20 protein-coding genes and 1 pseudogene are annotated in these 26,346 nt (G+C 58.6%); 18 read left to right on the plus strand and 3 right to left on the minus strand.

Translation table 11 applies throughout. The features are described from left to right. Nucleotides 1-72: 72 nt before the first annotated feature. Entirely contained in the window at nucleotides 73-1,488 is a 1,416-nt protein-coding gene (locus OZX75_RS01320; protein WP_277146464.1) for a PIF1 family DEAD/DEAH box helicase, read from the plus strand. Between the two features lie 85 nt (nucleotides 1,489-1,573). Here the strand turns inward: OZX75_RS01320 and OZX75_RS01325 are convergent, their stop codons facing one another. Next, nucleotides 1,574-1,951: an XRE family transcriptional regulator gene (locus OZX75_RS01325; RefSeq protein ID WP_277146465.1), complete on the minus strand. Its 378-nt coding sequence runs from the start codon at nucleotides 1,949-1,951 to the stop codon at nucleotides 1,574-1,576. Between the two features lie 480 nt (nucleotides 1,952-2,431). Here OZX75_RS01325 and OZX75_RS01330 point away from each other — a divergent pair, with 480 nt between their 5' ends. The 3 genes from OZX75_RS01330 to OZX75_RS01340 all read left to right on the plus strand — a co-directional run bounded on the left by OZX75_RS01330 (nucleotide 2,432) and on the right by OZX75_RS01340 (nucleotide 6,646). Then, nucleotides 2,432-4,246: a proline--tRNA ligase gene (locus tag OZX75_RS01330; protein ID WP_277147574.1), complete on the plus strand. Its 1,815-nt coding sequence runs from the start codon at nucleotides 2,432-2,434 to the stop codon at nucleotides 4,244-4,246. A 284-nt stretch (nucleotides 4,247-4,530) separates the two neighbouring features. After that, on the plus strand, nucleotides 4,531-5,379 hold the full coding sequence (locus tag OZX75_RS01335; protein ID WP_277146466.1) for a 3-hydroxyacyl-CoA dehydrogenase: 849 nt from the start codon (nucleotides 4,531-4,533) through the stop codon (nucleotides 5,377-5,379). Nucleotides 5,380-5,995: 616 nt separating this feature from the next. Beyond that, nucleotides 5,996-6,646, plus strand: coding sequence for a single-stranded DNA-binding protein (locus tag OZX75_RS01340; protein ID WP_277146467.1), 651 nt, complete (start codon nucleotides 5,996-5,998; stop codon nucleotides 6,644-6,646). Between the two features lie 139 nt (nucleotides 6,647-6,785). Here the strand turns inward: OZX75_RS01340 and OZX75_RS01345 are convergent, their stop codons facing one another. Beyond that, nucleotides 6,786-8,864 (minus strand): M13 family metallopeptidase, encoded by a 2,079-nt coding sequence (locus tag OZX75_RS01345; RefSeq protein ID WP_277146468.1) that lies wholly within the window; start codon nucleotides 8,862-8,864, stop codon nucleotides 6,786-6,788. Between the two features lie 350 nt (nucleotides 8,865-9,214). Between OZX75_RS01345 and OZX75_RS01350 the strand changes: the two genes are divergently transcribed. The 3 genes from OZX75_RS01350 to OZX75_RS01360 all read left to right on the plus strand — a co-directional run bounded on the left by OZX75_RS01350 (nucleotide 9,215) and on the right by OZX75_RS01360 (nucleotide 12,780). Next, entirely contained in the window at nucleotides 9,215-10,207 is a 993-nt protein-coding gene (locus tag OZX75_RS01350; protein WP_525930298.1) for an HdeD family acid-resistance protein, read from the plus strand. Between the two features lie 217 nt (nucleotides 10,208-10,424). Continuing rightward, nucleotides 10,425-11,201: a type I methionyl aminopeptidase gene (gene map, locus OZX75_RS01355; protein WP_277146470.1), complete on the plus strand. Its 777-nt coding sequence runs from the start codon at nucleotides 10,425-10,427 to the stop codon at nucleotides 11,199-11,201. A gap of 283 nt (nucleotides 11,202-11,484) precedes the next feature. Further along, nucleotides 11,485-12,780 carry a citrate synthase gene (locus tag OZX75_RS01360; protein ID WP_277146471.1) on the plus strand — a complete coding sequence of 432 codons (1,296 nt, stop codon included), beginning with the start codon at nucleotides 11,485-11,487 and terminating at the stop codon, nucleotides 12,778-12,780. An 88-nt stretch (nucleotides 12,781-12,868) separates the two neighbouring features. Here the strand turns inward: OZX75_RS01360 and dapD are convergent, their stop codons facing one another. Then, nucleotides 12,869-13,873: a 2,3,4,5-tetrahydropyridine-2,6-dicarboxylate N-succinyltransferase gene (gene dapD, locus OZX75_RS01365; protein ID WP_277146472.1), complete on the minus strand. Its 1,005-nt coding sequence runs from the start codon at nucleotides 13,871-13,873 to the stop codon at nucleotides 12,869-12,871. A gap of 136 nt (nucleotides 13,874-14,009) precedes the next feature. Here dapD and OZX75_RS01370 point away from each other — a divergent pair, with 136 nt between their 5' ends. The 11 genes and pseudogenes from OZX75_RS01370 (at nucleotide 14,010) to OZX75_RS01420 (ending at nucleotide 26,303) form a co-directional block, all read left to right on the plus strand. Beyond that, nucleotides 14,010-14,141, plus strand: coding sequence for a hypothetical protein (locus OZX75_RS01370; protein ID WP_277146473.1), 132 nt, complete (start codon nucleotides 14,010-14,012; stop codon nucleotides 14,139-14,141). 207 nt (nucleotides 14,142-14,348) lie between these two features. Further along, nucleotides 14,349-15,512, plus strand: a complete 1,164-nt coding sequence (prfB, locus tag OZX75_RS01375; RefSeq protein WP_277146474.1) for a peptide chain release factor 2 — start codon at nucleotides 14,349-14,351, stop codon at nucleotides 15,510-15,512. A 94-nt stretch (nucleotides 15,513-15,606) separates the two neighbouring features. Continuing rightward, nucleotides 15,607-16,611, plus strand: a pseudogene (gene ftsE / locus OZX75_RS01380) (cell division ATP-binding protein FtsE); the annotation flags it as partial. A 251-nt stretch (nucleotides 16,612-16,862) separates the two neighbouring features. Then, nucleotides 16,863-17,786 (plus strand): permease-like cell division protein FtsX, encoded by a 924-nt coding sequence (gene ftsX, locus OZX75_RS01385; RefSeq protein WP_277146476.1) that lies wholly within the window; start codon nucleotides 16,863-16,865, stop codon nucleotides 17,784-17,786. A gap of 140 nt (nucleotides 17,787-17,926) precedes the next feature. After that, entirely contained in the window at nucleotides 17,927-19,216 is a 1,290-nt protein-coding gene (locus OZX75_RS01390; RefSeq protein WP_525930299.1) for a CHAP domain-containing protein, read from the plus strand. A gap of 140 nt (nucleotides 19,217-19,356) precedes the next feature. Further along, nucleotides 19,357-19,836, plus strand: a complete 480-nt coding sequence (smpB, locus tag OZX75_RS01395) for an SsrA-binding protein SmpB (RefSeq protein ID WP_277146478.1) — start codon at nucleotides 19,357-19,359, stop codon at nucleotides 19,834-19,836. Nucleotides 19,837-20,190: 354 nt separating this feature from the next. Next, a complete protein-coding gene (locus OZX75_RS01400) occupies nucleotides 20,191-21,120 on the plus strand; it encodes an ABC transporter substrate-binding protein (protein WP_277146479.1) in 930 nt (309 codons plus the stop codon). Nucleotides 21,121-21,334: 214 nt separating this feature from the next. Further along, nucleotides 21,335-22,324 carry an amino acid ABC transporter permease gene (locus tag OZX75_RS01405; protein ID WP_277146480.1) on the plus strand — a complete coding sequence of 330 codons (990 nt, stop codon included), beginning with the start codon at nucleotides 21,335-21,337 and terminating at the stop codon, nucleotides 22,322-22,324. Between the two features lie 23 nt (nucleotides 22,325-22,347). Then, nucleotides 22,348-23,208: an amino acid ABC transporter ATP-binding protein gene (locus OZX75_RS01410; protein WP_277146481.1), complete on the plus strand. Its 861-nt coding sequence runs from the start codon at nucleotides 22,348-22,350 to the stop codon at nucleotides 23,206-23,208. A 460-nt stretch (nucleotides 23,209-23,668) separates the two neighbouring features. Continuing rightward, complete coding sequence (glmS, locus tag OZX75_RS01415; protein ID WP_277146482.1) at nucleotides 23,669-25,558, plus strand: glutamine--fructose-6-phosphate transaminase (isomerizing); 1,890 nt, start codon at nucleotides 23,669-23,671, stop codon at nucleotides 25,556-25,558. A 28-nt stretch (nucleotides 25,559-25,586) separates the two neighbouring features. After that, nucleotides 25,587-26,303, plus strand: coding sequence for a pseudouridine synthase (locus OZX75_RS01420; RefSeq protein WP_277147577.1), 717 nt, complete (start codon nucleotides 25,587-25,589; stop codon nucleotides 26,301-26,303). The last annotated feature ends 43 nt before the right edge of the window (nucleotides 26,304-26,346 follow it).

Genomic DNA, 26,346 nt, shown 5'->3' on the forward strand with positions numbered 1-26,346 from the left:
GCGATGAAAATCAGGATTATTACGCGGATTTGCTGATTTTCATCGCAGCCTGAATAAGGAAGTGGGAACGGCATGAAGCAGGCGGAGGCGCTGACGATTCTCGGCGCGGGGGCGAACGCGTTCATCACCGGTGCGCCAGGTGCCGGCAAGACCTACGTCTTGAACGAGTTCATCCGCGCCGCCCGTGCCCATGGTGCTTCTGTCGCCGTCACCGCCTCCACCGGCATCGCCGCCACGCACATCAACGGTCAGACCATCCATTCATGGTCCGGCGTTGGCGTCTCGCAGGTGATGACCGAGACGCTGATGAAGCGGATTCGCTCGCGCCGCAAGCGCAAGATCGAGGCAGCCGATATCCTCGTCATCGATGAGGTTTCCATGCTGCCCGCGTGGCTTTTCGACATGGTCGACGACGTCTGCCGGGCGTTGCGCCACAGCCCCGAGCCGTTCGGCGGCCTGCAGGTCGTGCTTTCCGGCGACTTCTTCCAGCTGCCGCCGGTTCGTAAATCGTTCCGTGGGCGTGACGCTCTGCCGCCGAGCCCCGAATTCCTCATGTCCCGTCAGCGCTATGCCGATGCAGGCAAGGACGCCGATGGCTTCGTCACCGAATCGCTGGTCTGGGACGAACTTAATCCAGTGGTCTGCTATCTCACCGAACAGCACCGTCAGGACGATGGCCAATTGCTCACCGTCCTTACCGATATCCGCGAAGGCAGCGTGACCCAGGAAGACCACGATGTGCTCGCCGGGCGTATGGGCAAGTCGCCGGCTGCAGGGGAAGTGGCCGTCCACCTCTTCCCGGTCAACAAACAGGCCGACACCTTGAACGATCTGCGGCTTTCGCAAATCCACGACGAGACGCACGAATACGTCGCCGAGTCGGCCGGCCCTGCGGATCTGGTCAAGCGGCTGAAGAAGAACATGCTCGCCCCCGAAAAGCTTGAGCTCAAAACCGGGGCCGCCGTGATGGCGCTGCGCAACGACGCCGACCACCAGTACGTCAACGGGTCCATCGGCAAGGTGGAGGGGTTCGTTTCGCAGGCCAAGGGCGGTTGGCCTATCGTCGCTTTCGAAAACGGCAACACCGTGACCATGAAGCAGGCTTCGTGGGACATGATGGACGGCGAAACCATACTGGCCAGCGTCAAGCAGGTTCCATTGCGCTGCGCGTGGGCCATCACCATCCACAAGTCACAGGGCATGACCCTCGACCGTGCCGTGATGAACCTGCGCCGCACCTTCGCGCCGGGCATGGGCTATGTCGCGCTCTCACGTGTGGAGAACCTTGATGGGCTCTATCTCGACGACATCAGCGAACGCGCGTTCCTGGTATCGCCTGATGCCGTCCTGCTCGACGGCAAGCTGCGCGACAATTCCAAGGCCGCCTGTGCCCGTCTCGCCGACGAGGGCAGCGTTGCCTTCACCAAGCAGGCCGCCGGTCAGCTGCCGTCCGACGAGGACGAATTCGCCCAAGACGAGCTGTTCTAGTCAAAATCAGAGGTTACGGCGGGCGTTTGTCTGATTTTGACTTGCTGCTTTGCCTAAGCGTGCGCTATTTGTTTCAGTAGAGGATTCACGAATACTGCAACGCGCTGACCCGTTGGATAGTCAACCCGATGATTCGGGCGATATCCGCAAGTTTGAAGCCGCGTTTGCGTAATGAGGCGATGGTATGGCGAGTGAGGGTTGAAGCCCTTTCCTGCGCCTTTGCCGCCTCGTCTCGAGCCTCACGTAACTCACTGATCATCTCATCATCCTGCGCGTCGCCGAGCCGGATTTCAAGATGAACCGCACCGACCGGTTTTCCGAGCGATTTCGCGGCGTCGTGAACCATGGCATCAACCTGGTCGAGCCGTTTGACTTGGGTGAACAATCCTGGCCGTTGCGGAACTTCGATGGCCCACCATTTGCCGGAACGTGTCGCGATGGCGGTGACTTCACTGTTGACCATTCAAATTCCTTTCGAAATATCTGATGATGCTGTTTGCCGTGATTTCATTGATTTCGCGATGGCGGGGGGATTGTGCTTTGAACGCTTCCGATAGACACGATCGTATGATTGCCGCCTTCGTGGAATGCGATATCGAGACAGTGTTCGCGAGCGGGCCCCCGTAATTCTCTTTCCAACTTCTTGCGTTTCACATTATATTCCTTATCTATTGATATTTCAATTCAATATCTATTGATTTTCATTTTTGCTTACTTCGGTTTATTGGGGAATGAACGTCGAATTCGTCGATTGCGTATCATTTACGCTAAAGTCTGAATGCTAAACAATGCAAGCTTGAACGGACACTGTGGTCGAATGCTCGGGGTTTCAGCGTGTTGTGGATGGAATGTGCATGGTTGGGCGCTTATCCACATTTGTTTTTTACCGCCGCCAATGTCGGCTCGCGCGAATAATTTAGGAACCATGACAAAAGCACTTCGTATGTCCACCATGTTCCTGCGCACGCTGCGCGAGGACCCCGCCGACGCCGATGTTGATTCGGCTCGTTTGCTCCAACGTGCGGGCTATATCCGCAAGGCCGCGCCCGGCATCTGGACCTGGCTGCCGCTGGGTCTGAAAGTTCTCAATAAAATCGAGGCTGTGGTCCGCGAGGAGGTCGACGGCATCGGCGGTCAGGAAGTCCATTTCCCGGCCCTGCTGCCCAAAGAGCCGTACGAGGCCACGCACCGCTGGGAGGAATACGGCGAGAACATCTTCCGCTTGAAGGATCGCCACGAAGCCGATTATCTGCTGGCCCCGACCCACGAGGAGATGTTCACCCTGCTGGTGAAGGACATGTATTCCTCATACAAGGACCTGCCGGTCACCCTCTATCAGATCCAGACCAAGTACCGCGACGAGTTCCGTCCGCGCGCGGGCCTCGTGCGCGGCCGTGAGTTCATCATGGAGGACGGCTATTCCTTCACCATCGACGAGGACGGGCTGAAGAAGGCCTACGTCGAGGAGCGCGACGCCTACGAGCGCATCTTCCAGCGTCTCGATCTGGGATACATCATGGTCCACGCGGTCTCCGGGCCCATGGGCGGCTTCGAGTCGCAGGAGTTCCTTTCCCCGATGCCTATCGGTGAGGACACCTTCGCCAAGGCCCCGAGCGGCAAGGCGTGGAACGTAGAAGCGTTGACGACCCCCGAGGTGCCGGCCGTGGATTGCTCCAAGACTCCGGCGATGTCTTTAAAGGACCTACCCGAGGCGGGCAGCGTCGACGATATGGTCGCGCAGTGCAACAAGCTCTACCCGCGTGAGGACGGCCGCGACTGGGCCGCCACCGATATGCTGAAGAACGTGGTCATCGCGGTCAAGCATCCGGGCGAGCCCGATGACGAGAACGAGGACCACCGCAAGCCGTGGCGCGAAGTCGTTGTCGTGGCGCTGCCGGGCGATCGCCAGGTCGATATGAAGAGGCTTGAGGCGCAGTTCGCCCCTGCCGAGATCGAAGAGGCCAACGAGGCCGATCTCAAGGCCCATCCGGAACTGGTCAAGGGCTATATTGGGCCGAATGTGCTCGGCCCGCAGGCGCGCGTGGAGGGTTCCACTATCAAGGATCCGGTGCGTTATCTGGTCGACGCGCATATCGCTGAGGGCTCGGCTTGGGTCACCGGCGGCGACAAGTCCGGCGTCGACGCCTTTGACATGGTCTACGGCCGCGATTTCAAGGCCGACGGCACCGTGGAGGCGACTGAGGTGCGTGACGGCGACATGAGCCCGGACGGCTCCGGCCCGCTGAGCTTCGAGCGCGGCGTGGAGATCGGTCAGGTCTTCCAGCTCGGTCTCAAGTATTCCGAGGCGCTGGGTCTCAAGGTTTTGAACCAGAACGGCAAGGCGGTTCCGGTGTGGATGGGCAGCTACGGCATCGGCGTCTCTCGCGTCATGGCCTGCATCGCCGAGACCCATCACGACGAGAAAGGCCTGGCCTGGCCGGTCAACATCGCGCCCGCCGCGGTGCACGTGGTGGCCACCGGCAAGAAGGACGAGGCGTTCGGCGGAGCCGAGAAGCTGGTCGAGGAGCTTGAGGCCAAGGGTCTCGAGGTCATCTACGATGACCGCAAGAAGGTTTCGCCCGGCGTCAAGTTCAAGGATGCCGAGCTGCTGGGCGTGCCGCTGGTCGCCGTGGTCGGCCGCGACTTCTTGAACGACGGCACCATTGAGGTGCGCGACCGCAACGGGGAGAACGCGGTGAAGGTTCCTGCAACCGAGGCCGCCGATACGTTGGCGCAGCGTTACGCCGCAATGCTCTGAATCATAGAGCGTTACCAAAAGCCAATGTGGCCGTCTTCTTATTACGAAGACGGCCACATGTCGTTTTGGTGACACCGAAATCCGGGAATGCGACGAACCATATCGGAATCGTCTCATTGCTATCTGCATGATGAGTATAATGTGATGTAGGCCACATTTTTGTGAACATTGAGTAGGTAGGGTTTGGAGCGTCACCGTAGGTCAGATGCCGCTCCGGCGTACGCAGGCCGTTGCGGATCGGTGGTGTGGCAAGCGCGGCGGCAATAACGAAAGAAGAACAATCAATGCAGAATCTTACGGTTTTGGGCACTGGCGTCTTGGGCTCGCAGATCATTTTTCAGTCGGCGTATAAGGGCAAGGACGTGGTCGCCTACGATATCAGCGACGAGATTTTGGCCAAGCTCCCACAGCGTTGGGAGTATCTGAAGAAGCAGTACAAGCGCGACATTGCCGACGCCACCGATGAGAAGCTTGATGCCGCCGTCTCGCGCATCCGCGCCACCGCCGACCTGAAGGACGCGGTCAAGGATGCCGACATCATCATCGAGGCCATTCCCGAGCGTCTCGACATCAAGCAGAGCACGTGGGAGAAGGTCAGCGAATATGCGCCGGCCAAGACCATCTTCTGCACCAACTCCTCGACGTTGCTACCGAGCAAGATCGCGCCGTTTACCGATCGGCCGCAGAAGTTCATGAGCCTGCACTTTGCCAACGAGATCTGGAAATTCAACACCGGCGAGGTCATGGCTCAGCCGAAGACCGATCCCGCCGTCTTCGAGCAGGTCGCCAAGTTCGCCGAGGAGATCGGCATGGTGCCGATCCGCGTGATGAAGGAACAGCCGGGCTATCTGCTCAACTCGCTGCTGGTGCCGCTGCTCAATGCGGCCGCCGACCTGTGGGTGCGTGGTGTGGCTTCGGCCGAGGATATCGACAAGACCTGGCGCATCGCCACCGGCGCGCCTTCCGGCCCGTTCCAGATCTACGACACCGTCGGCATGATGACGCCCTACAACCTCTCGAAGGACAGCAAGGATCCGGTGCAGCGCGAGTTCGCGGAACGCATCAAGAAGGATTATATCGACAAGGGCAAGCTGGGCAAGTCCACCGGTCACGGTTTCTATGACTATGAGTGAGTGATTCCGGCGCTTTCACTATGCGTTTGCTTGGCAGTGCCAAGCGTGTGGCACCTCTCTGCGCTTGTGGCGCTGAAAGACACTAAATAGCGCGGATGGAAAGTGATCGGTGCTCTTTGCAATAGGGTGGGCGGCGCTGTGTACTGATTGGTATGCAGTGCCGCCCACCCGTTTTTGTGTGGTCGGCCGTATTCGCTGTAGTGATTTGTATCAGGGAGAGGAGGGCTTTGCGACTCTATTATCGGTAATATTCTGCTATTTTCAGTTCGTTATTCGGCATTATTGATATTCCTGTTTCCTGATCCTATCGTTATCTCGTTTTCCCGGCGATGGGTTTGCGGCTGCTTTTGTTATGCACATTTCGGTTTTTGCGGTGGATAGCGGCTTGTTCGTCCACATTGCATCCACAACACGCCGGGACCCTGATCATTCGACCACAGTGCCCGTTTCGGCTTGAAAATCCTTGGTTCCAGACCGCATACTGGAAGAACCGCGGGGTTCGTCGATGGCCATTTCAGCGCTGGGGCTCAATCGCGAATGTATGTGAATCTCATGGGTCATCTGGCGGGCTCCGCAGTCCACAATCAAGCAGACGTTTTTCAAAGGAGCAGAGTCGATGGCACAGCAAGGTACGGTGACGATTTCAGGATTTATGGGTGCGAACCCTCAAAGTTTCGGTAAGGAGGGAGGGCCGGCCGCCGCGTCGTTCAGAATCGGCTGTACGACACGATATTTCAATCCTGCGGTCAATGAATGGCGGGACAGACCTACGACATGGATCAGCGTCAAGGTGTTCCGCCAGCTGGCAGAGAATGTGCTTTCCAGTCTCAAGAAAGGTGATCCGGTCATCGCCACAGGCAATTTGGCGACCGAGGAATGGACCCGAGACGGCACGAAACATAGCAGGATGGTGATGGAAGCGACCAGCGTAGGCCATGACCTCAGTTTTGGCATCTCCGTTTTCCAACGCGTCAAACCGGGAGCAAAAGAGCGGGGCAATGGGCATGACCCGTTCAATGCGGAGCAGGAACGAGCTGAGGGTGCGGCGGCTGAAGGTGGCGAATTGCAGGCCCAAGTGTCCGCAGGAGACCAGAATCGTGCTTCTGGTGAGGATGAGAACACGCAAACAGTCAGTGGGCCGGCGGCCAATCATGCTCAGCACGATGGTCAGTCCTCAGACGATGAAACCGAGGACGAATCGTGGGATGCCAGTGAGGTGTTCGAAGGGCACGAGACCGCCGACCGGTTGGTGGCGTCGGTGGGATAAAACCCGAGGCCGAATGCAGAAGTGGCCGAAACGTCGTCAATACGTTCCGGCCACTGGCTTTTAGTCGATCCGTCCGTTCAATCGCTACATACGTAATCTTCTTGCGCTGATCCGTCCAAAGTGATCGAACGAAGGTTTCCTACCAGATGGATACTCGCTGTTCGGGTGCTAGCCACAACTTGTTTTCGGGTTTGACTTCGAAGGCCTGATAGTAGAGGTCGACGTTGCGCACGATGCCGTTGGTGCGGAATTCTGCGGGGGAGTGAGGGTCGATCTGCAGATACTGCTCGGTCAGCTCCTCGCGTTGCGCAGTGCGCCAGATCGAGGCATAGCTTAGGAAGAAACGCTGCAGGCCGGTGTATCCGTCGATTTCCGGAGCACTTGCCAGCGACGCGGCTACTGCCTGCGGCGAACCGTCGACCGAACGCCCGGCGGCCTTGTCCAACGCGAAGGCATAGGCCTTGAGACTGATGTTGACACCGCTCAGGTCCCCGATGTTCTCGCCGATGGTCAACGCGCCGTTGACATGTGGGGCTTGGCTCAAGTCATCCCCATACTTCTCCTCAAGCTGGGAGGGGATGAACCCGTTGTATTGGTCGATCAGCGCGGTGGTGAGTTTCTGGAAGTTCGCCTTGTCTTCCGCGCTCCACCAGTCGTTGAGCTTGCCGTCGCCGTCGTACTGGCTGCCCTGGTCGTCGAATCCGTGCCCGATCTCGTGGCCGATGACCGCGCCGATGCCTCCGTAGTTTGCGGCGTCGTCGGCATCCGGGTTGAAGAACGGCGGTTGCAGGATGGCTGCCGGGAAGACGATGACATTCATGGACGGCTCGTAGTAGGCGTTGACCGTCTGCGGGTTCATCAGCCATTCGCCGCGGTCCACGACCTGACCGATCTTGGAGAACTGGAAGCCTGTTTCATAGGCGACCGCCGCGTTGAGATCCTCCATCAGGCTCATTTCGGGTTTGATGTCAAGGGCGGTGTAGTCGCGCCAATGGTTGGTGTATCCGATCATCGGGGTGAACTTCGAAAGCTTTTCAAGGGCCTTGGTCTTGGTTGCCTCGCCAAGCCAGTTGCTTGTAGAAATGGAGACGCGATAGCCTTCGATGATGTTGGAGACCAGTTGTTCCATTCGTGTTTTCGAACTTTCGGGGAAGTGGAGGCGGACGTATTCGCGTCCGACCTCCTCTCCGCAGATGCCGTTGACCAGAGAAACGCCGCGCTTCCAACGGTCACGCTGCTGCTTGGCTCCTGAAAGCACACGGCCGTAGAAATCGAACTGGGTCTTGTCGAAGTCGCTGCTCAGTGTGCTGGCGGAGCCGCTGACCATCGTCACACGTGCCCAAAGCTTCAGGTCCTCGAGTTCGCTGCCGTCCCAGAACTTGTCGAGGCCGGAAAGGAAGCTCGGCTCATGCACGATGGTGCGTCTGAACGCGGCTTTGAGGTCCAGCGGCTGTGCCTTCGAGGCTGGCAACGCATTGTAGGCTGCCTGCCAGGCTTCAAGCCACGAAGCGATGTCGAAGTGGGAGAGCGTCGAGTTGAGGTCTGCAAAATCGGTGGGATTATAGGTCTTCTGGGAGTCCCTGGTCGCTACATTGTCCCAATGGTTCGAGGCGATTCGAGTTTCGATCTCAAGGAAGTGTTTGGCGTCGGCTTCGCACTTTGCACTGTCGCCGTAATCGGCGAGCATCAGCAGCTTGGTGACCATGTGTATGTACTGTTCACGAATCGGTGCGTAGTGGTCTTCACGATAGTAGGCTTCGTCGGGCAGCCCGATACCACCCTGCTCGATGTGCAGGATGTTGTGTTCGGGGTCGCCGGGGTCGCCGTAGACGCCGCAATCGAAGAGGTCAGGGCCTCCGAGCGTGCTTAGTGTTCCCAAGACCTTGGTGAGTTCAGCCTTGTCGGCAGCGTTGTCGATACGGTTGAGCGCGTCTTTGATGGGGCTGATGCCGGCGGCTTCGATGGCATCGGTGTTGAGGAAGGCGCGGTAGAGGCTTTGGGACTTGTGCGCCGGGCAGTTCTCGTCTTCGAGGATGTCGCGAATCTGGCTTTCGGAATCTTCGGCGAGCTTGTCGAAAGCGCCGTAACGCGAACGGTCGTCAGGTAGCTCATAGGTGTCGATCCACGGGCCGTTGACGAAACGGAACAGGTCGTCGCCCGGGTTGATGGTGCTGGAGAATGAGGTCGTATCAAGGCCTGAAATCAAAGGTGTAGACATGGCTCTACTGTATCGGCGTTCGCTGACAAGAAGTTGTGCGTAATAAAGGGGAAAACGGGTGTAATCAGGCTGGTTTAATCCGGACTTGGGGTTATCTTAAGAAGGTTAAATTCAATTATGAAGGAATAGCTTCCGGCTTTATTCTGTTGAATGGTTGAGCGGTCGAAGTGAACGCCGTTATACGTTTTGATGGCGACGGAAACCATGGAAGGGGAATCCACATGTCAGACGACAATACGAATGATAATGGTTCGAATGTGAATGACAGCAACGACAACAATCAGGAGAATCCCAACGGCCAGCCGAAAGGCCAGCCAGAATATGGGGCTTATGCTTCTGGCGCCAATGCCATGAGCGGTAACCAGAACCAGTACGACAGCGCCGAGCAGTCTTCGCGCAATACTGGAAATACCGGGCAAGGCTCTCAGCACTACGGCCAGTATGCCGGGAATCAAGGTGGTGCTCCACAAGGAGGCCCCAACGCCAACCCGTACGTGTATAACGGCCAGGGCGGGAATCCGAATCAGCCTCCGTACAACGGCTATGGTCCCAACGGCTATGGCCCGTATGCCGCAGATCCCAACCAATACAATCGGCAATACCAAAACGGCAATCCTTACGTCAATGGCAATCCCTACACAAACCCCTATGCCAATCAGAACGGTCAAGGCCAATACGGACCGAACGGTCAGCAGCCCAACAATGGCGGGCCAACGGCAGGTGGCAACCGTTTCAATGCTCACTCGGCTCAACCCGGCAGCAACGAATGGTGGCGTCTGAACCCCTTCAAGCTCGCCGAGAATTGGCTGCCGAACCAAGCGAAGAGGACCATCCGCATCGTCTACGGCGTCGTCGGTGTCGTCGCCCTTTTGCTTGGCTTGGCGTTGTTGATCTGGCCTGGCAAAACGTTGGTGGCGGTGGCCATTGCGTTGGGCGTCTATTTCGTCGTTTCCGGTGTCATCCGTGTCATCGGTGCGATTGTCGAGAACGGGCTGCCGGGCGGCTGGCGTGTGCTTGATATCATCGTCGGCATCATCCTGGTGATCGGCGGCGTGGTCATGCTCAAAAACACTGTTCTTTCGACGGCCATGCTGACGATTCTGGTCACCCTTACCGTCGGCATCGGCTGGATCATGGAAGGCGTTATGGCACTTGTCGAAACGTGGCGCCTGCCCAAGTCGGGCTGGGCCATCTTCTACGCCATCATCTCCATCCTTGCCGGCATCGTCGTGCTCTTCTCGCCGTTCGCGTCGGTGATCATACTGGTCATTTTCGCAGGCGTGGCCATGGTCGTCATGGGCATTCTGGCCATCATCCGCGCCTTCCGTTTCGGCAAGAACTGATACCGGCATCGGCAGATAATCGTGTCACGAAACCTTCGTGACACTTATTGGTGGCAAGGTTTTTGCTTCGATTACGTCCCGATAGTGCGAGCAAATGCTCGGTCGTCGGGACGTTTTCATATGTGGCATTCAACGATATTGCCGGCTGAGGGAAAATCCAAGCTGCGAATCGAAAGAAAGCCCCAATATTGTTGGCCTGACGAAGTAGGGTGAAGGCATGATCGAATTGAAAACGCCAAAGGAAATCGCTTCGATGAAGGTGGCCGGCCGTTTCGTCGGCAGCATCTTGAAGGAGCTGCAGGAAACCACCAAGGTCGGCACCAACCTCCTGGAGATCGACGACCTTGTGCGCCGTCGCATCGAAAGCCGCAAGGGCGCCGAATCCTGCTACGTGGATTACGCCCCTGATTTTGGCACAGGGCCCTTCAAACATTACATCTGTGTCTCTGTCAATGATGCCGTGCTGCATGGCGTGCCTTATGACTACAACCTCAAGGACGGCGACTTGGTGAGCCTTGACCTGGCCATCAGCGTCGACGGATGGTGCGGCGACTCCGCGGTCAGCTTCGTGGTCGGCAAGGACCCGGATCCGGAGGATATCGCGCTGATCAAGTGCACGGAAGAGGCGCTCGCGGCCGGTATCGCCGCGGCGCAGCCCGGCAATCGTCTGGGCGATGTTTCCGCAGCAGTCGGCGACGTGGCGCACGAGCACGGCTATACCGTCAACATGGAATTCGGCGGTCACGGCATCGGCCACGTGATGCATGGCGACCCGTTCGTCCCGAACGACGGCAAGGCCGGCCACGGCTACAAGCTTCGCCCGGGCCTGACGATCGCCATCGAGCCGTGGTTCATGAAGACCACCGACGAGATCTATCAGGACGCCAAGGACGGATGGACCCTGCGCAGTTCCGACGGTTCCAACGGGGCACACAGCGAGCACACCATCGCCATCACCGACAACGGTCCGGAGATCCTGACCGTCCGCGAGTAATCGCTCGTAGGACTCAGGTGTCATCGACCTGATTCGATACCACCGTTGAGGCGGCATCCGCAATTCGAATGCGGGTGCCGCTTTTTGTCGTTACGCTGGACCGGATTCATAGCCGCGAATCGTCGGAAATGTACGGAACGTGGACATCGGCCGCTGCAGTTTACATTCATGAAATAAGGTGTGTTCAATCCCTGATGGGTTGCGGTGGTGCTTTCGGATTTGTCTGATTCATGCCTCAGTGCCGCTGACAACCTCAACCGGGCCGCAGAGGAAGGTGGAAGCCATGGTAGAGGCAAAACTCAATGTCGATGCGAGCAAGTTCGATTTGCCCGTGGTCAAAGCCACGGAAGGGGCGGACGGCATCGTGGTCTCCAGCCTTAAGAACGACGGGTTCGTCACTCTCGACCCCGGCTTTCTGACAACAGCCCAATGCGAGTCGAAAATCACCTTTATCGATGGGCAGAAGTCCATTTTGCGTTATCGCGGCTACCCGATCGAGCAGCTGTGCGAACAGTCCGATTTCCTTGAAGTGGCCTGGCTTCTGCAACATGGCGAGTTGCCGACAAAAGTGCAATACGATCAATTCTGCCTGGACCTGAACCACCGCACGATGGTGGGCGAGGATTTCCGTAGTTTCATGGCCTCGTTCCCGCGCTCGGCCCAGCCGATGAGCGTGCTTGCCTCGGCCATCAACGCGCTCGCGGCCTTCTATCCCGATACCACCGATATCAGCGACCCCGAGCAGCTGGACGAATCGGCGCGCATCATCATGGCCAAGGCCCGCACCATCGTCAGCTATATCTACCGCCGCCGTCGCGACGAGCCGATGCTCTACCCGGACGTGGCGCGCGGCTATGTCGACGATTTCCTGCGCATGTGTTTCGCCGTGCCCTACGAACCTTATGAATCGGACGATCTGTCCATCCACGCGCTGGGCCGTCTGCTCATCATCCACGCCGACCACGAGCAGAACTGCTCGACCTCGGTGGTGCGTATCGCGGGCAGCGCCCATGCCAATCTCTACTCGGCGGTGGCGGCTGGAGTCAATGCGCTTTCAGGTCCGCTGCACGGCGGCGCCAACGAGGCGGTCTTGAAACAGCTTGAGGTGATCCGTGACTCCGGCGAGTCCGTCGGCCAATTCGTCGAACATGCGAAAGACAACGGCGCCCGCATTTCAGGCTTCGGCCATCGCGTCTACAAATGCCATGATCCGCGTGCCGTGGTCGCCAAACACTATTTGGAGCAGCTGATGGCGCGAGGCGACGTCGACAGGCGTCTTCCAGCAGACGAGCGCGCGCTGTTCGATATCGCCACAGAACTTGAGGACATCGCCACACACGACGATTATTTCGTCTCTCGCCACCTCTATCCGAACGTCGATTTCTACACCGGCCTGCTCTATCGTGTCATCGGCTTCGATGCTCCGATGTTCACCCCGCTTTTCGCGCTTGGACGCATTCCCGGCTGGATCGCGCAATACCGCGAGATGCTGGCCGATCCGCAGACCAAGATCGGTCGGCCGCGTCAGGTCTATACCGGGCAGGTCGAACGGGACTATGTGCCGATGGACCAGCGCTAGGTAGCACAAAGGTCGGCCGGTAGACGCTGGACAGTGTTGATATTCCGCCACTGTCACAATGCTACCGGTCGACCTTTGTGTTGGGGATTCAGTTCTTGTGCAGCTTCTCGTTCAGCGCGATGCCGACCTTGCGGTAGCGGGCCTCAATGGCTCCACTCACCGAATTGCGAATGAAGAGGATGTTGTCTTTGCCGGAAAGATCCGAGCCTTTGACGACCTCGAGCGGTTGCCCCGCGGCGATCTTCGCCTTGTCGTGGATGGTGATTTTCGTGCCGGCGGTGACGTAGAGGCCCGCCTCCACCACGCAGTTGTCGCCGAGCGAAATGCCGATGCCGGCGTTCGCTCCCAAGAGGCTGTGCTCGCCGATGGAGTTGCGGAGCTTGCCGCCGCCGGAAAGCGTGCCCATGATCGACGAGCCGCCGCCGACGTCCGAACCGTTGCCGACCACGACGCCCTGCGAGACCCTTCCCTCGATCATGCAGGTGCCGAGCGTGCCGGCGTTGAAGTTGACGAAGCCGGCGTGCATCACGGTGGTGCCGGCGGCCAGATGTGCGCCGAGACGTACGCGGTCCGCGTCGCCGATGCGCACGCCGGAGGGGACCACGTAGTCGACCATGCGCGGGAACTTGTCGACGCCGAGCACGTTGACATCGACGTGGGGAGCAGGCGTGCCGCCTGCCACGCTGCCGGACTTTGCGATCGTGTTCATCACATCCAACTTGCGCAGCGCGAAGTTTTCGGCGGAGAACGGCCCGTAGTTGGTCCACACGACGTTGGCGAGTACCGCGAAGATGCCGTCGAGGTTGATGGTGTTCGGCTCGGCCATGCACATGCTCAGCAGGTGCAGACGCAGATAGGCGTCGGCGGCGTCGACGATGGGGGAGTCGAGCGATGAGACGGTGAACACCGGTTCACGGCGTACCCCGCGTGCGTCGGCGGTGGTACTTACAAGCGCGCCGAAACCGTGGCGGGGGCGATCGGCCTCGCTCGGCGCCGTGCCCATTTCCAGTTTCGGATACCACACATCCAGTGTGTTGCCCGCCTCGTCGATCGAAGCCAGCCCCCAGCCCCAAGCCGTCCGTTCGTCGCTCATACTTGCTCCTTTTCGTCGCATCGTCGTAAATAAATATGTCTCTAATCTAGCGCACGCTGTCTTGTTTGTCTTTTTGTGGTTCAGAAGTCAAGGTTTCAAGACACTAAATCCCGCAGGACCGATACAATGAAGGATTGTGAGTGATTACAGGAAAGAACGCGAACGCCGCGAGAGCCGTCGCCGCAACATCGTGCGGGCGATCTGCATCGTGGTGGCTGCGGCCATGCTGCTCGCGCTGGTGATTCCTGCGATCTATGCGGGTCTTTGACGGCCTTATCTATGTGGTAACGGCAAGGTCGCGTCGGTCAAGGTGATTGGTTTTTCGTCTGGCAATGTGTCGAAGGCAATGACAGGCATCCCGACAATCAGGCAGGTCGAAACAACCGCGGGAATCGGTATCGGGTTTCCGGCGACGACCTTGCGGTGAGAACGACGGTCAGAAAATTTTCAGTGAGTGAAGTTAAGGTGGAGTGCAATGGCAGAATTTGATTTTTCCCAGTCGTTGGGCGAGGCGCGTAGCAAATACGAGACGATTGAAAAGGCGCTGGACGTCGAGCGTCTGAAGTCCGAGATCGCCGAACTCGAGAAAGAGGCATCGGCGCCGAATCTTTGGGACGACGTGGAGAACGCGCAGAAGGTCACCAGTCGGCTTTCCAACAAGCAGGGGCTGATCAAGAAGCTCGATTCGCTTTCGAGCAGGCTTGACGACATCGAGACGTTGTACGAATTGGGGCAGGAGGAAGACGATCCCGATTCGATGAAGGAGGCGCAGAAAGGCGTCGACGAGCTGCAGAAGGACCTCGACGAGATGGAGATCCAGACCCTGCTCGACGGCGAATACGACGAGCGCAGCGCCGTGGTGACCATCCGAAGCGGAGCCGGCGGCGTGGACGCGGCCGATTTCGCGCAGATGCTGTTGCGTATGTACCTGCGTTGGGCCGAGCGCAACGGCTACAAGGCCAAGGTCATGGACACCTCCTACGCCGAGGAGGCCGGCATCAAATCGGCCACGTTCGAGGTAGACGCGCCTTACGCCTACGGCAGGCTTTCGGTCGAGGGCGGCACCCATCGTCTGGTCCGCATTTCCCCGTTCGACAACCAGGGCCGCCGCCAGACCAGCTTTGCCGCCGTTGAGGTGGTGCCGCTGGTTGAGGAAACCGATCATATCGACATCCCCGATTCCGACATCCGCGTGGACACCTACTGCTCTTCGGGCCCCGGCGGCCAGGGCGTCAACACCACCTATTCCGCGGTGCGCATCACCCATTTGCCCACCGGTATCGTCGTGACGATGCAGGACGAGCGCAGCCAGATCCAGAACCGCGCCGCCGCCATGGCCGTGCTGCAGTCCCGACTGCTGGTACTTCGCCATGAGGCTGAAGCCAAGAAGAAGAAGGAACTGGCTGGCGACATCAAGGCCAGCTGGGGCGACCAGATGCGCTCGTATGTATTGCATCCTTATCAGATGGTCAAGGATTTGCGCACCGGCTATGAGACCAGCCAGACGCAGGCCGTCTTCGACGGTGACATCAACGGGTTCATCGACGCCGGCATCCGTTGGCGCCATGAGCAGCGCCGTCAGGCCGCGCTTGAGGCGGAGCAGAGCGAGGCCGACAGCAAAGAGCACGATAAAAAGTAAAGACTTTCAACCATTTCGGCGCAATCGGGACAATCTGCGATACTGATGTTCCTAGACTTATAACTTGAGCGGCAAACAGTAAGGAAACGGCATCATGGCGTTGATCACATTGGACAAGGTCTCCAAGATCTATCCCAAGGGCACCAGGCCCGCACTCGACCATATCAACCTCGACATCGAACGTGGAGATTTCGTCTTTTTGGTGGGCGCTTCCGGTTCCGGCAAAACGACGTTGTTGAGCCTGCTGCTGCGCGAGGAAGAGGCCACGGACGGCGAAATCCGCGTGGCCGGTAACGACCTGCGCCGATTGACCGCCCGTCAGATTCCTCAATATCGTCGTTCGATCGGATTCATTTTTCAGGATTACAAGCTGCTGAACAACAAAACGGTCTGGCAGAACGTCGCCTTTGCGCTCGAAGTGATCGGCACCCGCCGTTCGACCATCAAGTCCCTGGTGCCCAAAGTCCTTGAGACCGTAGGACTCACCGGCAAGGAGAAGAACTACCCCCACGAGCTCTCCGGCGGCGAGGCCCAGCGCGTGGCCATCGCCCGGGCCTACGTCAACCATCCGCAGATCCTTCTGGCCGACGAGCCGACCGGCAACCTCGACCCGACCACCTCGCTGGGCATCATGGAGGTGCTCGATGCCATCAACCGCACCGGCACCACCATCGTGATGGCCACCCACAACGAGGAGATCGTCAATTCCATGCGTAAGCGCGTCGTGGAGCTGCACGCCGGAATAATCGTGCGTGACGAAGCCAAGGGTAGCTATGATTCGGCCCGATACTTCCCGGATGCCGAGGTCGAGTCGAAGGCGAAACAGGTCATCGATCCCGCCGCCAGCAAATTCAAGCGCCCGCAGACCGTCAAGGCGATTGGCAGCGTCTCTGCGTCGGGCAAGTCCACCGATGCGCCAGTCAGCGACCGGTCCATCGTCGCTACCCAGGCCATGGACGCCGTCGCCGACGCCGTAGCGAACGGCACCGGCGAGAACGAAGGCATCGCCCGCCTTGCCAATGCCATGCATTCCGGCAGAACGGGACGGTACGGCGAGGCATTCCAGTCGGCCGAAACCACGATGACATGGGGCAAAGGACTCACGCCCGAGGAAATGACCAACGCACGCAAGCCGGTATCGGATTCCGGACAAACCCGGCAGGCCGGAAACACGGAGAAGACTGCAAAATCCGCCAAGACGAAGGCCAAGGCGCCGTCTCTGCCGGCACCCCCGGTTCCGCCGTCACAAGCCAATTCGAAACGCGAGCCGATGGCCAAAGGCAGCGGGCAAACCAAACAGGTTCAGGACGCACAAGACCGTAACAATGCAAAGAACGCGGGGGAGCGGAAATGAGAGCACGGTTTATCCTTTCTGAAACATGGACGAGTCTGCGGCAGAACGTCTCGATGATTCTTTCCGTGCTTCTGGTCACGTTCATTTCCTTCCTCTTCATCGGTGCCTCCGGCCTGATGCAGGCGCAGATCACCCGCGCCAAAGGGGACTGGTACAAAGAGGTGGAGGTCGTGGTCTGGCTCTGCCCCGACGGCACCAGCCAGGCAGCCAATTGCTCGGCGGGCAAAGCCCCGACCCAGAAGGAAATCATCGCGCTGCAGAACAAGATCCATAGCGAACTCGGCAATGTGGTCTCGAAGATTTCATATGAAAGTCGCGAGGATTTTTACAAGAACACCTTCCTCAAGCAGTATCCCAACGGCATCTATCAGGGCCGTACCCTGACGGCTGCGGATATGCAGGATTCATTGAGGCTTAAGCTCAAAGACCCCACCAAATACCAGGAGGTCTCGGAGACGCTTTCGGGCAGCCAAGGCGTTGAGGAGGTGCTCGACCAACGCCAGATCTTCGATCCGGTTTTCGCTGTGCTCAACAAAGGCACGGTGGTCACCTTGGTTCTGGCGGCGGTGATGGTCGTCGTGGCCGTTTTGCTTACGGCAATCACCATACGTATGAGTGCGGCCAGCAGAAAAAACGAAACCGAGATCATGCGTCTGGTCGGAGCCTCGAATTGGACGATTCGATTGCCGTTCGTGCTCGAGGGGGTTTTGGCCTCGCTTCTGGGTTCGTTGCTCTCGTGTGCGGCGTTGAGCGCCATCGTCAAATTGTTCATCACCGATTGGCTCGCGAAGACGGTGCAGTGGATGCCGTTCGTCAACCAGACCACGGTGTGGCTGATGGCCCCGGCGCTGGTTGTCGGCGCGATGCTGCTTTCCGCGATCGTCTCGACGGTATCCCTACGGCGATATCTCCAGGTCTAGAATTCAGAACCTATTATCATGCTGTAGCAGGCTTGCTTCTTGTTTTGATGGCAGGTGTTTGTTACAATGCTAATATTGCATTACTTAAGGAAGGTGTTGTCGTGCTGAAAGTCACTCGACGTTTACGTGCGTTTGCGGGGATGGTGCTTGCCGTCGCCACGCTTCTGACTTGCGCCGCTGCGGTGTTCACCGTCGATCCGAAACAAGCCGAGGCCGCCACATGGGGGGAATATCAGCAGAAGCAACAGGAAACCAGCAATCTGCGTAGCCAGCTCGCCGGTGTCAACTCGGATTTGGCGAACAAGATCATTGAGCTCAACGACTTGACGGACAACCAGATTCCTGCGGCTCAGCAGGCTGCGGATGCCGCGCAGGGCAACGCCACGCAGGCCCAGACCGCAGCGCAGTCCACCACGGATCGTCTCAACGCCGCCATCAAAGACAAGGACAACCTCGAAGCCAAGATCAAGCAGACAGGCATCGATTACGATGATGCGAAGGCGGGCGTAGCTGAAGTGGCACGAGACAGTTTCCACGCCACCCAGGCCACGCAGGTCATGGATGTGGTCACCAAGTCGTCCACTACACAGGATTTCGTGGACAAGATGCAGTCCCAGGCGGCTGTCAAGCGCAGCGAGGCCAATGCCGCGGATGAAGATGCCAACACGTTGAATTCCTCCATGAACCGCAAGCAGCGTCTCGAAGCGATTGAGGACCAGATTTCCAAACTTAAGGTCCAAGCCGACAGCGATGCAGCTGCCGCCCAGCAGGCTGCACAGACCGCACAGGCCAAGCAGAGCAGTCTGCAGGCTCTGCTTCAGCAGGGTATGAACCAGCGCAATTACTTGCAGAGCCAGCAGAGCCAGCTCACCACGGATTCCGCAAGGGCGGCAGCGCAGATGGTCTCATTGAAGGCTCAGATCGATGCGCAATCCCAAGCCCAGGCGGCTGCCTATAACAACAACTACAATGCGCATTCCAGCGGGCAGACGTGGAACGGTGGCTCGTCGGGCGGCGGCAGCAGCTACACGCCTCCCGCATCGGGAAGCACCAACGTCCCCATCTCCACCAATACCGGTGGGTATGCGCCGTACCCGCCCCGTCAGTGCACGTTGTGGGCGTGGATGCGCCGCAACCAGCTGGGCAAGCCGGTCACCGGAACCATGGGCAATGGCGGAGACTGGGCCAATTCCGCGCGTGCCTTGGGCTGGTCGGTCGGCCGCACCCCGGCCGTCGGTGCGGTCGTCGTCTTCGCCCGCGGACAGAGCGTCGGCGGACACTGGATCTCCGACCCCACGTACGGTCATGTCGCGGTGGTCGAGTCGATCAACGGCGGCATGATGATGATCTCAGAAGGCGGGACCGGATTTGCCACGTTCCCGGCCTACGAGACCATCGGCGCTTCAAGTGCTTACGAATACATTTACTGACGGCCGCAGGCCGGCGTCGAGCCGACGTCGCCGATAGCCCGGAACCGTGAACGCGTCGCCCTTGCCGGGTGGCGCGTTTGTGCTATGGTCGGCATATCGAAACGAGCGAATGGCAGTGGCAACAGACAAAGGGGAGAGGCATGGCGAAGGAACAAGGTACGAAACTCATCGCGCAGAACCGCAAGGCGCGGCACAACTATACCATCGAGGACCATTACGAGGCGGGGCTGGTGCTCACCGGCACCGAAGTCAAGTCACTGCGTGAAGGCCGCGCGTCCCTTGCCGAATCGTTCGTCTCCATCGACCGCAATGGCGAGATGTGGCTGGAAGGCGCGAACATTCCCGAATATCTCAACGGTACGTGGAACAACCATGCCCCCAAGCGCAAGCGCAAGTTGCTCCTGCATGCCTCGCAGATCGCCAAGCTCAGCCGCCAGACCGAGGCCAAAGGCTATACGATCGTGCCGCTGAGCCTCTACTTCAAAGACGGACGGGTCAAAGCCGAAATCGCCTTGGCTCGCGGCAAGAAGGAATACGACAAGCGTCAGGCGCTGCGTGAGGCCGAGGACAAGCGTGAAGCGCTGCGTGCGATGCGCTACAAGAACAAGTTGGTGCGCTAATACCCTCCTGTCTTGGTTGCCTGGACTCGCGTAGCCGAGATGGTTTTGGTTTCTCCCGGCTGCCCTCTAGTCGCTGATGCACGGGCTTTGTATGCGTCGTTTCCTGCAGTTCCCACACATTTATGCTGGTAACGACTTATTTTGATCTCATATTTGCGTTGTTTCCAGCACAAAACTGTGGGGAGTGCTGGAAACGTCTTATGTTGCCGACTCCCGTCACCGCGAACATTGAACAGAATCGTCTTATGTCCATTTATTGAGACGGCTTATTTGCATAAATGCAAGGGTTAGTATATTATACATTTATAAGCACAAGGCGGAACGCACGGGTCCGCCCCGAAGAGAGGATTCAAGATGACGTTCCACATTTCCAAGACGGTCAAGGGCATTCTGGCAGGCGTTTGCGCCACGGCGATGCTGGCCAGTGTGGTCGCTTGCGGTACGACCGACGAAAGCGACCAGAGCGCGACTCCGAAGAGCAGCGCCTCCAACACCAGCTCGGTGAAGAAGGACGACAAGATCACCGCCATGCTGCCGGATTCGATCAAGAAGGACGGCAAGTTCACCATCGGTGTCTCACCGGATTATGCTCCCGCCGAATTCCTCGACAAGGACGGCAAGACGCCGATCGGTTACGAGATGGATCTGGCCAAGTCGATTTCGGCCATTTTCGGTTTGAAGTTCGAGGCGACCACCGCCGAGTTCGATTCCATCCTGCCTGGCATCGGTTCGAAATACGATGCCGGCATCTCAGGTTTTACCGTCACTCCGGATCGTAAGGGTGCCGGCGAATTCGTCTCGTTCCTCAACGTGGGCTCCTCCTTCGTCGTTCAGAAGGGCAACCCGAAGAAGCTGACGACCGACAACCTGTGCGGCAGCAGCGTAGCGGTGCTGACCGGCACCGTCCAGGAGACCACTGTCAAGAAACTCAATGCCCAGTGCACCGCCTCCGGCAAGAAGGCCATCGACGTCCAGTCGATGAAGGACCAGACGATCGTGGCCACCAACGTCGCCACCGGCAAGGCCGACGCCTTCTGCGCCGATTCGCCGGTCTCAGGCTATGCGGTCAAGCAGAACGGTGAAAAACTCGAGCTGATGGGCAAAACCTTCGACACGACTCCCGAGGCCGTGGTGCTCAAAGCGGGCGATACCCAGACCGCAAAGGCAGTGCAGGCAGCCATTCAGAAGCTTATGGACGATGGCACCTATATGAAGATCCTCAAGTCCTGGGGCAATGAGAGTGGTGCCATCAAGGAATCCAAGATCAACGATTTCGCGGCGTGAACCGATATCGGATTTAAGCTGAAGGGGTCCGATCGATGCTGTTTATATGGGTGTCGGTCGGACCGTTGTTTTCGATTTTTGGTTCTGTATATGAAATAAAATGGCAATTATGCATAGCTTCGTATAATATACAAGCAGGTTGTATGTGGTCGAATCTCAATAAGATAGGCGCCGGGTGCCATTGAATGTGCCAGGTGTTAAAGGAAGGTGTGTTATGACGCGTAACCATGAATCGGATGGGCTTGACATCCCCAATCGGATCCACGCAAGGCCGGTGCATCGTCCCGGTTCGCTGATTGCGGGTATCATCGTCGCGTTCCTCGCGGTGATGCTGGTGCACGGCATGGTCACCAATCGCAACTTCGAATGGCCGACCGTCTGGAAATACCTGTTCAACGAGCACGTCTTGAACGGCATCGGCTGGACGCTCATCCTCACCGTCACCTCGATGCTCATCGCCATCGTGCTGGCCGTGCTGCTCGCGGTGATGCGCAAGTCCGTCAACCCGGTGCTGCGCGGGGTCAGCTGGTTCTGGATCTGGTTCTTCCGCGGCACTCCTATCTACACACAGCTGGTGTTCTGGGGCTTGTTTGCGGTCTTGATCCCGACGCTTTCACTCGGCATTCCCTTCACCAAAATCAATTTCTGGCAGATGAAAACCGAACAGCTCAACAACCTCATCGCCCCCGGATTCCTCGCGGCGATGTTGGGATTGGCTTTGAACGAATCCGCGTATCTGGCCGAAATCGTGCGTGCCGGGCTCGAAGCCGTGGATCCCGGTCAGAGCGAGGCCGCGGAAGCGCTCGGCATGCCGCGCACCATGATCATGCGCCGTGTGATTCTGCCGCAGGCCATGCGCATCATCGTGCCGCCCACCGGCAACGAGGTCATCAGCATGCTCAAAACCACTTCGCTGGTCTCCGCGGTGCCGTTCAGCCTCGAACTCCAGTTCGCTTCCGACGCCATCGCCCACCGCATTTACAAGCCGATTCCGCTGTTGATGGTGGCCTGCTTCTGGTACCTGGTCATCACCTCCATCCTGATGGTGGTGCAGGCGCGGATCGAACGGTACTTCGGCAAGGGGTTCAACGAACGTTCCAATGGCAACGTCACCGACGGCGGCGATACCAAAGGCGAAAAGCCGGCAGCCAAAGTGGCCGAAGGCCACGAAGGCGCGACGACCTTCCTTGGATTGAACGCTTGAGGCACTTCACGGAGATGAACGATATGACGACGAACGAAATGAAAACGCAGACACAGACCACGGCGAGCCAGCAGGAGTCCGACAGTGCCGTGAAAGCCGCGGCTGGCAGCGCCACGGTTCCTGCCGTCAAGGCGACGCAGGTGCACAAGGCCTTTGGTGGCCTGCACGTGCTCAAAGGCATCGATATGACGGTGATGCCCGGCACGGTGACCGTGATCCTCGGACCTTCCGGTTCCGGCAAATCCACGTTCCTCAGGCTCATCAACCAGCTTGAGACCCTGACCGGCGGCAGCATCGAGGTCGACGGCGAGCTCATCGGCTACAAGCACGTCAACCACGGCGGCAAAGACGAACTGCAGACCCTGAACGACAAGGAGATCGCCAAGCAGCGCGAGAAACTGGGGATGGTCTTCCAGCGTTTCAACCTCTTCCCGCACCGCACCGTCTTGGAGAACGTGATGGAGGCGCCCGTACACGTCGCCAAGGTGCCCAAGGCCAAGGCGAAGCAGGAGGCCATGGCCGAGCTCGAACGCGTCGGCTTGGCCGACCGTGCCGATTATTACCCGATGCAGCTTTCCGGCGGGCAGCAGCAGCGTGTGGCCATCGCCCGCGCTTTGGCGATGCACCCGGATATCATGCTTTTCGACGAGCCGACCTCGGCGCTCGACCCTGAGCTCGTGGGGGAGGTGCTCGGCGTGATGCGCTCGCTGGCCGACGCCGGCATGACCATGATCGTGGTGACCCACGAGATCGGATTCGCACGCGAAGTGGCCGACCAGGTCGTCTTCATGGACGGCGGCGTGGTCGTCGAACACGGCGGCCCCGACATCATCGACCATCCCCAGGAGCCCCGCTTCAAGGATTTCCTGAGCCACGTGCTCTGATTTGTTTTCCTTCTAAGTGTTTGTAGGTAGCTTACTGACGTGGTGGGGTGGAGATATACGATGTCCGACACGCTCCGGGCCGCTCAGGCCAAGTCTTTACGGTCTGACATCGCATATCCCCACCCCACCACTCAACCGAACTTATATTTCATAGTTTTTTTAATTGTTGAGTCTTGGGGTCTGGGATATGCGATGTTCGGGCGTAAGACACGGCCTGTGCAAAATCGGAGATTTTGCCTTCGCGCTCGATAGATCGCGCTCACTGAGCCTACAGGAAGTCCACTGGACTTCCTGCTTGACGGCTCAGCCCGGAGAGTCCCGAACATTGTATATTCCAACCCCCAAGCACGTCAGTTGATACTTTAAATAAATGCAGAAGCCGAACTACAAGGGTGAGGGATGGTGAAACTTTCGCGGGGGTGGTGTTGCGTTTCGGGGTTGTCACGTAGACTGGGTTGCTATGTGTGGAATCGTTGGATTTGCTGGAAACAAAACAGCTTGCGGAAAACCGCTGGAAGTGTGCATGCAGGGGCTTCAGCGCCTCGAATACCGTGGCTATGACTCCGCGGGCGTCGCTTTGGCGGCCCCGGGGATGAATACCGTCGCCGTACGCAAGAAGTCCGGTCGTCTGAGCAATCTGGCCGGCGACCTTGAGCGTAGCCCCATGCCGGACGCGACCGTAGGCATCGGCCACACCCGTTGGGCCACCAACGGCGAGCCGAGCGATGTCAACGCCCACCCGCACTTGAGCCAGGACGGCAAGATCGCCATCATCCACAATGGCATCATCGAAAACGCCGAAAAACTGAGAATGGACCTGCAGACCGAAGGCTACACCTTCCTTTCCGCCACCGACACCGAAGTGGCTGCGAAACTGTTGGGCAAGATCGCCAACACCATCATCGAGGAGACCGGCAAGCCCGACCTGTTCGAGGCGTTGCGACGCATGGCCCGCATGCTTTCCGGGGCGTTCACCATTCTGGCCGTCGACGTCCGCCAGCCTGATATCGTCGTCGGTGCCCGTCACGACTCCCCGTTGGTGGTAGGTCTTGGCGAGGGCGAGGACTTCCTGGGCTCCGATGTGGCCGCATTCGTCGCCTATACCAAAGAGGCCATGGAGCTTGACCAGGATCAGGCGGTCTGCATTTCCGGCGATACCGTCACCGTCACCGATTTCGACGGCAATCCGGTCACCGATTCCAAGCGTTTCACTGTAGACTGGGATGCCAGCGCGTCCGAAAAGGGCGGCTGGGATTCCTTCATGGACAAGGAGATCCACGAGGAACCCGCAGCGGTACGTAATACATTAATTGGCCGTTTCAACGAAAACGGAGAAATCAAACTTGATGAGCTTCATATCGATCCGGAAGCCTTCAAACAGATCGACAAGATCATCGTCGTGGCCTGTGGCACCGCCAGCTATGCCGGAATGGTGGCCAAATACGCCATCGAGCACTGGGTGCGCATCCCCGTCGAGGTCGAGCTGGCGCACGAATTCCGCTATCGCGACCCGATTCTCACCCCGCGCACGCTGGTGGTCGCCATCTCGCAGTCCGGCGAGACCATGGACACGCTGATGGCTCTGCGCCACGCCCGCGAGCAGGGTTCGAAGGTCTTGGCGATCTGCAATACGCAGGGTTCCACAATTCCCCGCGAATCCGATGCGGTGCTCTATACCCACGCCGGTCCGGAAATCGCGGTGGCCTCGACCAAGGCGTTCGTCGCCCAGATCGTGGCCGCCTATCTGTTGGGGCTGTATTTCGCACAGGTCAAGAACACGCTATACCGCGACGAAATTCATCAGATCCTGGACCAGCTCAAAGCCATGCCCGCAAAGATCCAATGGGTGCTCGACAATGAGGCCGCCTCCGTTTCCGATGCCGCGAAAAAGCTTTTGAATGCCAAATCGTTCCTCTTCCTCGGCCGTCACGTGGGGTATCCGGTGGCCCTGGAAGGTGCGCTCAAACTCAAGGAAATCGCCTATACCTTTACCGAGGGCTTCGCCGCGGGAGAGCTCAAGCACGGCCCAATCGCGCTGGTGGAGCCGGGCGAGCCGGTCGTTGTCATCGTCCCGTCTTCGCGTGGGCGCAATGTGCTGCACCAGAAGGTCATCTCCTCAATCGAAGAAGTCAAAGCGCGTGGTGCCTTCACCATCGCTGTGGCCGAGGTAGGGGATCCCGATGCGGAGAAATACGCGGATATCGTGTTCTGGCGTCCCGAATGCGCGACCCTTTTGAGCCCGTTGGTTGATGTGATTCCGCTCCAGCTGTTCGCTCTTGACGTGGCCACACTCAAGGGTTACGACGTCGACAAGCCGCGCAATCTCGCCAAGTCCGTCACCGTCGAGTAGAGGGATTTTGCAGTCCAAGCATCGTTTCGTGCTCGATGAACCGGAAGTGCCGTTCGAGCTGACGGTTCTTTATGAGGATACCAACATCATCGTGGTCGACAAGCCGCATTTTCTGGCGACCACGCCGCGGGGAATGTGGTACCGGCAGACCGCGCTCGTTCGGTTGCGCGAGCGGCTTGGTGAGCCTCAGATCACGCCGGCACATCGGCTTGACCGCCTGACCGCCGGAGTGGTGCTCTTCGTACGCGAACCCAAGCTGCGAGGCGCCTACCAGATGCTCTTCCAGAACCATCAGGTCAAGAAAACCTACGAATGCCTCGCTCCCGCAAAGTCGATCGTCCGGCCGCAAACCGGGACGATCGAACGCTTGGATTCGCCGTCGGTTTTTCCGCTGAGACGTCGTTCGCATATCGTCAAACGTCGTGGCCGGCTCCAAGCCTATGAGGTCCCCGGAGCGGTGAACGCGGAAACCGTCATTGAGTTGGGGGAGACTGACGGACCAATCGTGTCTCGAGGCTACCGCCGTTATATCCTTCATCCGAAAACCGGCAAGACGCATCAGTTGCGTGTCCATATGAATGCACTTGGCCTGCCGATCAAAGGCGACGATCTGTACCCGGAAATCACACAACCGGATTACACTGATTTTTCCAATCCGCTGCAACTGGTGGCCCGTTCGATGAGTTTCATCGATCCGGTCAGCCACGATCCGCGCACGTTCCTCTCGCAGGTTCCGCTTGGCTGATCCGAGCGAGCCCAAACCAAACGCAGAATGTAATATGTACGTC

It is taken from the genome of Bifidobacterium sp. ESL0800, assembly GCF_029395355.1.
Taxonomy (GTDB): domain Bacteria; phylum Actinomycetota; class Actinomycetes; order Actinomycetales; family Bifidobacteriaceae; genus Bifidobacterium.